The 11,618-nt window shown below is 45.9% G+C and carries 12 protein-coding genes, 1 rRNA gene and 1 other annotated feature; all 13 genes read left to right on the top strand.

Features of this window, described 5'->3' with window-relative positions:
• Positions 1–16: 16 nt before the first annotated feature.
• Positions 17–1,207, top strand: a complete 1,191-nt coding sequence (locus tag TCA2_RS24795) for an Rne/Rng family ribonuclease (RefSeq protein WP_047914285.1) — start codon at positions 17–19, stop codon at positions 1,205–1,207.
• Positions 1,208–1,281: 74 nt separating this feature from the next.
• Positions 1,282–1,366, top strand: a sequence feature (ribosomal protein L21 leader region).
• 14 nt (positions 1,367–1,380) lie between these two features.
• Complete coding sequence (gene rplU / locus TCA2_RS24790) at positions 1,381–1,692, top strand: 50S ribosomal protein L21 (protein WP_047914284.1); 312 nt, start codon at positions 1,381–1,383, stop codon at positions 1,690–1,692.
• A gap of 13 nt (positions 1,693–1,705) precedes the next feature.
• Positions 1,706–2,044 carry a ribosomal-processing cysteine protease Prp gene (locus tag TCA2_RS24785; protein ID WP_047914283.1) on the top strand — a complete coding sequence of 113 codons (339 nt, stop codon included), beginning with the start codon at positions 1,706–1,708 and terminating at the stop codon, positions 2,042–2,044.
• Between the two features lie 18 nt (positions 2,045–2,062).
• A complete protein-coding gene (gene rpmA / locus TCA2_RS24780) occupies positions 2,063–2,374 on the top strand; it encodes a 50S ribosomal protein L27 (RefSeq protein ID WP_047914282.1) in 312 nt (103 codons plus the stop codon).
• Between the two features lie 204 nt (positions 2,375–2,578).
• The gene (locus TCA2_RS24770; RefSeq protein ID WP_047914280.1) at positions 2,579–3,316 is read left to right on the top strand and encodes a Spo0B domain-containing protein; all 738 of its coding nucleotides are present in this window, start codon (positions 2,579–2,581) and stop codon (positions 3,314–3,316) included.
• Positions 3,317–3,329: 13 nt separating this feature from the next.
• A complete protein-coding gene (obgE, locus tag TCA2_RS24765) occupies positions 3,330–4,640 on the top strand; it encodes a GTPase ObgE (RefSeq protein WP_047914279.1) in 1,311 nt (436 codons plus the stop codon).
• 157 nt (positions 4,641–4,797) lie between these two features.
• Positions 4,798–5,235, top strand: coding sequence for an ACT domain-containing protein (locus TCA2_RS24760; RefSeq protein ID WP_047914278.1), 438 nt, complete (start codon positions 4,798–4,800; stop codon positions 5,233–5,235).
• 35 nt (positions 5,236–5,270) lie between these two features.
• Complete coding sequence (locus TCA2_RS24755; RefSeq protein ID WP_047914277.1) at positions 5,271–6,557, top strand: homoserine dehydrogenase; 1,287 nt, start codon at positions 5,271–5,273, stop codon at positions 6,555–6,557.
• Between the two features lie 33 nt (positions 6,558–6,590).
• Positions 6,591–7,553, top strand: a complete 963-nt coding sequence (gene thrB, locus TCA2_RS24750) for a homoserine kinase (protein ID WP_047914276.1) — start codon at positions 6,591–6,593, stop codon at positions 7,551–7,553.
• Entirely contained in the window at positions 7,550–8,422 is an 873-nt protein-coding gene (gene pheA / locus TCA2_RS24745) for a prephenate dehydratase (RefSeq protein WP_047914275.1), read from the top strand. Before thrB ends, pheA begins: the two co-directional genes overlap by 4 nt.
• 19 nt (positions 8,423–8,441) lie before the next feature.
• A complete protein-coding gene (gene ilvE / locus TCA2_RS24740; protein WP_047914274.1) occupies positions 8,442–9,329 on the top strand; it encodes a branched-chain-amino-acid transaminase in 888 nt (295 codons plus the stop codon).
• Positions 9,330–9,518: 189 nt separating this feature from the next.
• On the top strand, positions 9,519–11,129 hold the full coding sequence (locus tag TCA2_RS27935) for a LysM peptidoglycan-binding domain-containing protein (RefSeq protein WP_052512293.1): 1,611 nt from the start codon (positions 9,519–9,521) through the stop codon (positions 11,127–11,129).
• 391 nt (positions 11,130–11,520) lie between these two features.
• A 16S ribosomal RNA gene (locus TCA2_RS24730) occupies positions 11,521–11,618 on the top strand; the annotation flags it as partial.

Genomic DNA, 11,618 nt, shown 5'->3' with positions numbered 1-11,618 from the left:
CTCTAGAGGTGAAGCCATGAAGCAAACGATTGTGAACTGTGAACCAAATCTGATTCGAATGGCTCTTCTGGAGGAAGGTAAAGTAGTTGAATACGCAGCGGAACGGGCGGGTGAAAGAGGACTGCTCGGTTCCTTTTTTAAGGGACGTGTAGTCAATGTGCTTCCAGGTATGCAGGCGGCGTTTGTTGATATCGGGCAGAAGAAAAATGCCTTTTTATATATTGATGATGTACTGCATCCCAACCTGGACAAGCAGCCTAAGATCAAGCCGGCCATTACAGAGCTACTTTCCGTGGGTCAGGATATTGTCGTTCAGGTGTTCAAGGAGCCGGTAGGCGGAAAAGGGGCAAGAGTCACAACGCACTATGCACTGCCGGGTCGCTGGATCGTTTATATGCCGATGGCGGGATATATAGCGGTATCCAAGAAAATTGCAAAAGAAGGTGAGCGATCTCGTCTCAAAAGTATTGCTGAGCGTTGTAAACGGGATGAAGAGGGTATGATCATACGAACGGTTTCTGAGCATGAAAGTTTGGAAGCGATTGAAGGTGATGTCATTCAGCTGCGCAAGGTGTGGCAGAGGATTGAGCAAAAAGCCAGCATGAACAATGCTCCGCGGCTGCTGCATCAGGATCTCAGCATTCTGCAAAGATTCATTCGGGACAGTTATACTGTTCATAGTGATGAATTTGTAATTGATAACGAGCATCAGGCGAGAGAAGCGAAGCTGTTCTATCAGGATGTCGCTTTGAATGGAGTACCTCATTTTCATATTTATCGCGGGGATAAGCCTGTTTTTGAAGCATATGGAGTTCAGGAGCAGCTGGTAAGGGACTTTAAGAGAAAGGTGTGGCTTGAAGGCGGCAGCTATGTCGTCATTGATCATACCGAAGCTCTGACCGTCATTGATGTCAACACGGGTAAGTATATAGGTGGTCGAAATCTGGAAGAGACGGTGACGAAGACGAATCTTCAAGCAGCGATTGAAATCGCCAGATTAATCAGACTCCGAGATATCGGCGGAATCATCATTATTGATTTTATAGACATGGAATTCGATCGACATCGGGATGAGGTTATGCTGACACTCGAGCGGGAGCTTCAGAAGGATCGCACCAAATCTCACGTAGTAGGATGGACAAGGCTCGGTCTGCTGGAGCTTACCCGCAAGAAGGTAAGGGAAGAGAGCATCCTGGTGCTGGAGTGATTATTGCAAAATGATTGATTTCAGAATAGACTCATGATATAATCTTCAGGTATGTGTTTAGTATTAAGTTGCTGCACATGCTGTAACCGCTCCGATCGGGTAGAAGCATTCTGCTTTTTGAGGCAGGATCACCTGGATTAGGCGAGTCTGAGACATGAGGAGGTGCAAGCAAAATGTACGCAATTATTGAAACTGGTGGTAAACAGTACAAAGTTCAAGAAGGCGATGTTCTTTTCATCGAGAAATTGAACGCTGCAGACGGTGAAACAGTAACGTTTGACCGCGTGTTGGCTGTTTCTAACGACAATGGTTTGACTGCAGGTACACCGGTTGTTGCCGGCGCAACTGTAACAGCGACTGTTGAGAAGCATGGCAAAGGCCAAAAGGTTGTTGTATACAAATACAAGCCTAAGAAGAACTACCATGTGAAACAAGGTCATCGTCAACCTTACACTAAAGTAACTATCGGCAAAATCCAAGCGTAAGTGGGTGTAAACAGTGATTACTGTACACATCTTTCGTTTGAGTGACGGCAGCATTCGTGGCTTTTCCGTGAAGGGTCATGCGAATTATGCTAAAGCTGGTGAAGATATTGTATGTGCGGGAGTTTCCGCAGTGACGGTTGGTACGGTCAATTCGATCGAGACACTTACAGGTGTTGAGCTCGATGCCGAGATGGAGCATGGCTTTCTGAGCGCATATGTTCCTGAAGGAGCCAAGTTGTCAGACGATATTCGTTCCCAGGTTCAGTTGCTGCTTGAATCACTTGTGGTGATGCTGAAATCGATCGTCGATTCGTACGGAAAGTATATTCAGATAAAGCAGCATAATAACTAAAGAAGGAGGTAGACTACAATGTTAAAATTGGATCTTCAGTTGTTCGCATCCAAAAAAGGTGTGGGTTCCACAAAGAATGGTCGTGATTCCCAGTCCAAACGTCTTGGCGTTAAGCGTGCAGACGGTCAGGCAGTGTCTGGCGGAAGCATCCTCGTTCGTCAACGTGGTACTAAAATCCACCCAGGAACGAACGTAGGAATCGGTAAAGACGATACTTTGTTTGCGAAAGTAGACGGCGTTGTTAAATTTGAACGTTGGGGCCGCGATCGTAAAAAAGTGAGCGTCTACCCTATTGAAGTTGCTCCTGTAGCAGCTGCAGTAGAAGCGTAATAGGCATTTCGCCTAAGGAGCCTTCGGCATGTTTGCCGAAGGCTCTTTTTATTCAGATCATCACTTCACCTGGGCTCGTGTTTCAACTGACGGATCGGAGATGTTTTTTGTTTTTTGGTACTGTTTGGCAACTTCGTCTGTGATATACTGCCTTTATGACCTTTATATTATAATGGGGTTAACATTGATGAACGGGGAGAAGTCATGAATTACTGGAAAAAAGTGCCCTTAGCGGTATCTTGTTCGGTCATATTTCCGTTAGTTTTGGTGATCATCTCTAAGACTCTGATCTCCTGTATTTTGCTTGCGTTATGGTTAGGAGTTGTCCTTTATTATGTCTTTAAGGCTGTGGACAAGCAGCTCGAAGAGCAGCGCCGCCAAACGCAGCAGAGAATGGAAGATACAGCGATATCCGTGTTAAATCATCATAGACATGATTGGATGAATGACCTCCAGGTGTTGTATGGATATATTCGTCTAGGAAAGAATGATAAATCAATACAAACGGTGGAAAGAATAAAGGAGAGAATGACGGAAGAGAGCAAGATTTCCAAGCTGGGTGTGCCGTCTCTCATCTTTTATTTGCAGTCGTATAGAATAAGCGGCAGTCTTGTTGTTCTAAGTGTGGAAGTGGAGGACGGATTGCGGCTGGATACCTTGATTTCTCCCGAGGACGGTGAGATGCTGACAGGGACGATTGCGGATACAGTCAGGGCTTATCAGTTCAGCAACCGATCGTCTTGGGGAGAAATTCGTCACCTGTTAATTCGTTTTGGTCAGGATCAAGGGGATGTTATTGTACGTTTCGAGGGAGAGAGAATAGCATCTGAATCAGAAGCATGGAGTAATTTGTACACGATGAAGCAAGGAACCAAGGTGATAGCGGAGCCGCCTGCAACAGGGGATGCGCTCATTCAATTCCGTGTGACTTGTGGGATATAAGGAAGGGATAATCATGTTTGTAGATAAAGCGAAGATTTATGTTAAAGGCGGGGACGGCGGAGATGGACTCGTATCGTTCCGTCGTGAGAAATATGTACCTGAAGGCGGTCCTGCTGGTGGGGACGGCGGCAAGGGCGGAAGTGTTATTTTTCGTGTAGACGAAGGTTTAAGAACACTGATGGATTTCCGTTATCAACGTCATTTCAAAGCAAAACGCGGTGAAAAAGGCCGTAATAAAAGTCAGCACGGTGCGAATGCAGAGGATATGATCGTTCGTATACCGCCGGGAACGGTAGTAACCGATGAGGATTCAGGCGAAGTACTGGCTGATTTGACCCGTCACGGACAGCAGGTCGTCGTTGCGAGAGGCGGTCGTGGCGGAAGAGGAAACATCCGGTTTGCAACTCCGAAGAATCCTGCACCTGAGCTTGCCGAGAATGGTGAAGAAGGCGAAGAGCGCTACATTGTACTCGAAATGAAGGTCATGGCCGATGTAGGCCTGGTTGGATTTCCGAGTGTGGGCAAATCTACGCTTTTGTCCGTCGTATCTGGTGCTAACCCGAAGATTGGGGCATACCACTTTACGACAATTACGCCGAATCTCGGTGTTGTGGACGTAGGAGAAGGCCGCAGCTTTGTTATGGCAGATTTGCCTGGACTGATTGAGGGAGCGAGTGAAGGTATTGGACTGGGTCATGAGTTCCTGAGACACGTTGAGCGTACCCGCGTTATCATTCATGTCATCGATATGGCTGGATCTGAGGGCAGAGATCCGTATGAGGATTTCGTCAAGATCAATGACGAGCTTCGTCAGTACAATGCTAAATTGATGGAGCGTCCACAGATTGTGGCTGCGAACAAAATGGATATGCCGGAGTCAGCAGATAACCTGGATAATTTTAAACAACAGCTGGCTGCTTCTCATCCCGAAATAGAGATTATGCCGATCTCATCCCTTACACGTCAAGGCGTGAAGGAGCTTCTCTACAAGGCAGCAGATCTGCTGGATCAAATGCCGGAAGAGCTGCATGTGGAAGAAGTGGCTGAAGTAAGTGAACGCAAAGTTTACAAGCTGGATAAAGAAGAAGAGGAAGGCTTCAAAATTGTGCGCGAGAATGAGATGTTCATTGTGGAAAGTCCGAAGATCGAGCGCATGATGAAACGAATGCAGCTAAATTCACATGAGGCAATTATGAAGCTTGCGCGTACCCTTCGCCATATGGGTGTTGATGATGAACTTAGAAAACGTGGTGCGAAGGACGGTACGATCGTTCGTATTGCTGATTTTGAGTTTGAATTCGTAGAGAGCAGCAGCTACTATTAATAAATATAACGAAATTTACCGTGGGTATCTTCCTTAGATATCCACGGTTTTTTGGAATATGGGCAGTAAGAGACTCCATTTGTCTATTGCCCTTTTCGATACGATTCGATATAATGTCCACTATATGAATACAATAGTCTTTGAGGAGAGGACGTTTTTGAAAGAACGCTACTATTTAGTACGTGAAGATATATTGCCAGAAGCTGTGGTGAAGACGATGCAGGTGAAGCAGCTGCTCGCTTCCGGTGAGGTGAAAACTGTCCATGAAGCGGCTGAGCGTGTTGGTCTGAGCCGAAGTGCATTTTATAAATATAAGGATGGAATTCATCTGGTCAATCAGCTGGAGAGAGAGCGAATCGTCACCATCTCGATCGATCTGGAGCATGAGTCTGGAATGCTGTCCCAAGTACTATCGCATGTGGCATCTTATGGAGGCAACGTGCTTACCATTCATCAGAGCATTCCGCTTCAAGGGCGTGCCAATGTTGTGATTTCAGTAGAGACATCTCGGCTGAGTGGAGATCTTGGTGAGATGATGGAGCAATTTTCGCAGGTTCCGGGGGTCAAACGCACACGCTTGATTGGTCAGGGGTAGAGGAGATACTTTAGTTACATAAAGGGGATGAGAAGATGAAACCGATTAAGGTGGGTTTGCTTGGATTAGGAACTGTAGGCACAGGTGTAATACGAATCGTGGAAGGGAATCAGGAGGATCTGAGCAGTCAAGTCGGCTCTCCTATCGTTATTGAAAAAGTAGCTGTAAAAAATCTGGTCAAGGCTCGTAACATTACCGTGGATGCGGATAAATTAACAGAAGATCCATGGGAGGTTATTCGTAACCCGGAGATCGACGTCATTGTCGAAGTTATGGGTGGAGTGGAGAGCACAAAAGAATACATTCTGGAAGCGCTGGAACGGGGTAAGCATATCGTGACGGCAAACAAGGATTTGATGGCGCTCTATGGTGCAGAGATTTTGGCCAAAGCAGAAGAGAAGCGCTGTGATGTCTATTATGAGGCGAGTGTTGCCGGAGGAATTCCGATAATTCGTACGCTGATTGAGAGCTTTTCGTCTGATCGAATCACCCGAATTATGGGAATCGTAAACGGGACCACGAACTTTATATTAACCAAGATGAGTCAGGAGGGGGCTTCGTATGATGAAGTTCTGACAGAGGCTCAGGCACTTGGTTATGCCGAATCCGATCCGACCTCGGACGTTGAAGGGTTAGACGCCGCGCGTAAGATGGCAATTCTCGGAACACTTGGCTTCCATACGAATGTTGAGCTTCGCGATGTGTCGGTCAGTGGGATTTCCAGTGTTACTAAAGAAGATATCGCTTATGCCAAGAGGCTTGGATATGAAATGAAGCTATTAGGTATTGCAGAGCGACAGGACGATCAGATCTCAATCAGTGTAGAACCAACGATGGTGAGTCAGCAGCATCCTCTGGCCTCTGTCAACGGCGTATTTAATGCAGTATTCGTTCACGGTGAAGCGGTTGGCGAGACGATGTTCTATGGGGCAGGTGCAGGTGAGCTGCCTACGGCTACCTCTGTCGTAGCTGACTTGGTATCTGTGATTCGTAATTTGAAGCTTGGAGTGAGCGGCCTGAAATCCATCAGCCCTTACAAAGAGAAGCATCTGATCCAAGATGAGCATATTTCTTATAAAAACTTCATCTTGCTGCATGTCGATGACAAAGCAGGTGTGCTTGCTCAAATTACACAAATATTTGCGGAGTACGACGTCAGTCTTGCTTCTGTGGTCCAGCAGCCGAATGAACAAAATCCGGATGCCGAGATCATTATTGTTACCCATAATGCCAGCAAAGCAAGTATGGATAAAGTACTGAAGCATTTTGACACACTTAGTGTTATTCGTAAAGTGAAGAGTGTTTACCGGGTAGAGGGATGAGCTTCCCCGTACTTTTGAGGAGGACCGAACACAATGAAGAACAGCGTAAGAGTAAAAATCCCGGCGAGCACAGCGAACTTAGGCCCAGGCTTTGATTCATTGGGTATGGCGCTCAGCTTATATTCTTATATAGAGATGAAGAGAGCGGAGGAGACCTCTATTTCTCTGTATGGCGAGCATTTAAAGGGGATTCCTACGGATAAGACGAACCTTGTCTATAAAGTGGCACAAGCTGTATTTAATCAAGCAGGAGTCCTTATTCCTGAGCTTGAGATTTCGATGTATTCCGAAATACCTCTTACACGAGGGCTTGGAAGCAGCGCAACTACGATTATAGGTGCTATGGTTGCCGCTAACGAACTTATCGGGTCACCTTTAACCCGGGAAGAGCTGTTCACAATGGCTACGCAAATGGAGAAGCACCCTGATAATGTGGGGGCATCGCTTTTTGGCGGCTTTGCTGTCTGTGCCTGGGACGGTAGTACTGCACATCATATCTCATTTGATCCGCCTGAACATCTGGAAGTGCTTGTCGTTATACCGCGGTTTGAACTGTCGACAACGAAGGCGAGAGAAGCATTGCCAAGCGAGCTTTCATTTCAGGATGCGGTCTATAATATTGGGCGGACCTCACTGCTCGTTGGTGCCTTAGCGAGTGGTCGTTACGATCTGTTAAGTGCGGCGATGAAGGATAAGCTCCATCAGCCCTACCGGGCTGCACTTGTTCCTGGAATGGCCGAAATACTGGAAGAGGCCCCACGCAAAGGTGCTCTTGGAGCGGCTCTTAGCGGTGCGGGTCCGACGGTACTCGCTTTTGTACATCAAGAAGAGCCGGATAAGCAAGGTCTTGAAGCTTATATGATTGAGACCATGCGAGCCCAAGGCATTGAAGCAGATACGATGTGGATCAAGCCAGATCTGCGGGGTGCACAGCTTGTTTCTGACGAGCATCAGAGCACATTTATGGATATCATTAAAGGGGAAGTAAAAGCATGAAACGAGTTGCAATATTACCTGAAGGCACTGTGTCACATGAAGCACTCGATTTTTTACTCGGAGACGAGCCGTATGTAGGCAAACACTTCAAGCTGATATCGGATGTGTTTCGGTCTACAGAACGAGGAGAAAGTGATTATAGTGTTATACCGGTGGAAAATACGATAGATGGATCGGTTAGTCTACATATGGATTGGCTTGTACATGAAGTGGATATCCCTATGCAGTGCGAATGGGTTTATCCTTCTATTCAGAATTTAATTGGCGATCGAGATGAGTTTCTGAATACAGCGGGAGATTTAGATTTTACCAAAATCCGCAAAATCATGTCACATCCCGTGGCGATCCCTCAATGTCAGCAGTTTATCCGCACGTATGCGCCTCAAGCAGAGCTTGAAAGTGTAGGCAGTACAGCAGAGGCGGTAGAAATCGTAAAGAAGAACCCGGGACAAGGCTGGGCGGCCATTGCTACGAGACTGGCTGCTGCGAAGCATGAACTAGATATTATGGCGGAGCGGGTCACAGATCATGATAATAACTACACCCGGTTTGTGTTAATTGGACCGGATGCAGTTAATCTGCAGCGAGCGGCAGATCATCAGAAGACAAGCATACTTATCACGCCTCCGGAAGATTTTCCTGGAGCACTTCATCAGGTATTATCCGCTTTTGCTTGGCGCAGACTGAATTTGTCTCGAATCGAGTCCAGACCAACGAAGAAGAAGCTCGGCAACTATTATTTTTATATTGATGTTATGGAATCAATGGATTCGGTACTCCTTCCTGCAGCGATTTCAGAGATAGAAGCTCTGGGATGCCAGGTTCGTGTACTGGGTTCTTATCCATGCTATGTATATACAGGACAATAATGCGGAGGTGTAACTTGTTATGACAGCAGAACAATGGATTTATCTAGATGGTCAGTATGTTACGAAGGAAAACGCAAAAGTATCCGTTTTTGATCATGGATTCCTATACGGTGACGGGATTTTTGAAGGGATACGGATATATAACGGTAATATTTTTAAATGCAAGGAGCATTTAGATCGGCTCTATGATTCAGCCAAATCCATTATGCTGGATATCCCTTTGTCTTATGATGAGATGAGGGAAGCCATGGCAGAAACCATTCGTCGTAACGAAATGAGAAATGGGTACATTCGTCTTGTTGTATCGCGCGGCTATGGTAATCTTGGAATTGATCCGCTTCGGTGTGAGAAGGCAAGTGTCGTCATCATCGTGGAAGAGCTGTCCATCTACCCGGAGGAAGCGTATCTCAAGGGCTTAAGAACAATCTCGGTTTCGCAGCGCCGCAACATCCCGGATGCACTCAATCCAAAGATCAAATCATTGAACTACTTGAACAACGTGCTTGTCAAAATTCAGTCAAACCACGCGGGTGTTGGAGAAGCGATTATGCTGAATTCGCAAGGTTACGTTACAGAAGGCTCGTCAGACAATATTTTTATCGTCAAGAATGGGGTTCTCATTACGCCACCATGCTACTTGGGTGCGTTAGAAGGCATTACTCGTAATGCTATTATTGAGCTCGCAGACAAAATAGGTCTGTCCTTCAAGGAACAGCCTTTCACATTGCACGATGTGTATGTAGCAGATGAAGTGTTCTTTACGGGCACAGCTGCTGAGGTTATCGCTGCTTATGAGGTAGATGGGAGAACGATTGGAGCCGGTGTCGCGGGGCCAATTACACTCAAGCTGCTTGAGGAGTTCCGCCAAATTGTAGACAAAGACGGGTATAAAGTATTTGCAGAGTAGTGCTGCTCTGAAATGAGCAGATAAGATCCTCTTCTTCGCATGTGGTCTCTTTTTTTAAAAGGGATTGCTGCTTAGAAGAGGATTTTTTTATAAGGAATGATGTCATTTGGGCGGATGCTGCATAGGATGAGAGTAACGAAAGAACGGGCGAATGTCATGCCTGAAGAAACGTGAGGAGGTTTTGGGCCTGTGAAGATCCATATTGTCAAAGAAGGAGATACCTTATATAAGCTGTCCCAAAAATATAATGTATCTTTAGAAACGATGATTAGTGCAAATCCGCAAATTGCAAATCCCAATGAATTAACGATCGGGATGAAAGTCAAAATTCCATCTGCACCGGTAACTCCACCGCCAGGAAATACGATTATTCACTCTCATACCGTAGTACAAGGAGACTCGCTGTGGAAATTGTCTAAAGCATGGGGGATTCCTCTGCAGGATTTAATTGCTGCCAACCCGCAGTTGAAAAATCCGAACGTGTTATTAGTTGGGGAAACAGTGAACATTCCTGCGGGGACATCCGCTAGTAAGGAAATGGGAACGGGTACACAAACAAATCCAACCCACACGGGTACATCTCCAAAAACGACAGTGGGAAGCGAGCAGTATACCGGTTCAAAAGAAGGAATCGTTCCGCTCGATGCATTGCCTAACTATCCTCAGCTTCCTGAACTCCCAACCATGCCAGAAGCACCAGTCGCCCCAAAAGCCGAATTAACAAAGCCGAAATCAACTGCACCCAAAGCCGAGCTAACCAAACCAAAGCCAGAGCAGCCGAAGGCAGAAGTCACTAAACCTGCACCAACGCCTCCCAAGGCAGAAGAGACCAAACCGAAACCAGCGCCTCCCAAAGCCGAAATCACCAAGCCGATTGCTCCTGCACCAAAGCCTGAGATGACGAAACCTATGCCACCTAAAAAAGAATTCAAACCAGTACCTCCACCGCCAAAACCTTTGCCTAAGCCTGTAAAACAGCCTGAAATGGTTAAACCTATGCCGCTGCCTGCACCCGTTAAAAAACCAGACTACGGATATTGCGATCCTTGTTACCCATCACACGGAATGATGATGCCATTTTATGAAGATAAGCATTATGGTAAAGGGCATGTCGGACATTGGCCGGGATTCCATCAGCCATATGGTCAGCATCCAGTTGCTCCAATGGGGTATCATGGTTCACATGAAGGTGCTGTTCCTTATGGTGAACAATCACCTATGGTGCAAGGAGCTTATGATCAGACGGACGGATCTTATACCACATACGAGAATGGCGGATATATTGTGGATTATATGCTTGTACATGGAGAGCCGTATGGAGATTGCGGATGTGGTCAGCCCGTAGCCTTGCCATATAGCTATGATCAAGCGGAATCGGATTGGAAGGCAGCAACAGCTCAGAATCAGCAGCCCGCAATGCATCCGCAAGCGTACGGACATCAGCCGCACTACACGAACTATTACAGACCTAATGAATACGGACCTCAAGTTCCGTATGTAGACTATTACAATAACCCCTACAATAATGTTGAAGCACAAGCAGCTGTACAGAATTTTGTGGGTGGAGAGAATGATGCTATCGAGCAGCAAGCAGGTATCAACTTAGATAGCTTAAGCGATCTCCCAAAGATAGAGGATGCAAAGACCTCTACTAAAGCAAAAACAACAATCGGAAAGACTAAGGCTAAGAAAGTGATGGTATCATCCAGTGCCAGGAAGCGTACTTCGTCCAATCGAAATCAAAGCAGCAAAGGATCTGGTTTAAAAAAGGCACGTAGAAATCCATGGCTTAAGAGATAACATAGTGTCTAGGTTAAGCAGCTCATAATGAGCTGCTTAATTTTTATATAAAAGTGTTGCATTAGTTTTTTATATGTGGTATTCTATAATTCCTGTCGCGTTGACGGGGATGAGCGTTGAGAAATTGATAGTTTCATAGAAAAACTTTTTTAAAAAAACTATTGACGAAACAACATCATCTATGATATATTATAAAAGTCGCCGCTGAGAGAAATTGAGTGTGGATGACGAAGTTGATCTTTGAAAACTGAACAACGAGTGAGCAGAATTTTGTGACTACAAAATTCTAAACGCGAGGTTATGGTACAAGTCGTCAGACGGTATGATAACCGAGCGAAATAAAGAGAACATTATGTTCTCGTCAGTTTTTCTAAATGAGCTTAATCGATCTCTAATGGAGAGTTTGATCCTGGCTCAGGACGAACGCTGGCGGCGTGCCTAATACATGCAAGTCGAGCGGAGTCTCAGAGAAGCTTGCTTCTCTGAGAC

The sequence above is a fragment of the Paenibacillus sp. TCA20 genome, assembly GCF_000732325.1.
Classification (GTDB): Bacteria; Bacillota; Bacilli; order Paenibacillales; family Paenibacillaceae; genus Paenibacillus; species Paenibacillus urinalis.
Note: the sequence above shows the minus strand (reverse complement) of the source record. Positions and strands in the feature narration are given on the sequence as shown.

Coding starts and splice junctions, on each gene's coding strand:
- TCA2_RS24795 (WP_047914285.1), top strand. CDS start 17: ATGAAGCAAACGATTGTGAACTGTGAACCAAATCTGATTCGAATGGCT.
- rplU (WP_047914284.1), top strand. CDS start 1,381: ATGTACGCAATTATTGAAACTGGTGGTAAACAGTACAAAGTTCAAGAA.
- rpmA (WP_047914282.1), top strand. CDS start 2,063: ATGTTAAAATTGGATCTTCAGTTGTTCGCATCCAAAAAAGGTGTGGGT.
- TCA2_RS24770 (WP_047914280.1), top strand. CDS start 2,579: ATGAATTACTGGAAAAAAGTGCCCTTAGCGGTATCTTGTTCGGTCATA.
- obgE (WP_047914279.1), top strand. CDS start 3,330: ATGTTTGTAGATAAAGCGAAGATTTATGTTAAAGGCGGGGACGGCGGA.
- TCA2_RS24755 (WP_047914277.1), top strand. CDS start 5,271: ATGAAACCGATTAAGGTGGGTTTGCTTGGATTAGGAACTGTAGGCACA.
- thrB (WP_047914276.1), top strand. CDS start 6,591: ATGAAGAACAGCGTAAGAGTAAAAATCCCGGCGAGCACAGCGAACTTA.
- pheA (WP_047914275.1), top strand. CDS start 7,550: ATGAAACGAGTTGCAATATTACCTGAAGGCACTGTGTCACATGAAGCA.
- ilvE (WP_047914274.1), top strand. CDS start 8,442: ATGACAGCAGAACAATGGATTTATCTAGATGGTCAGTATGTTACGAAG.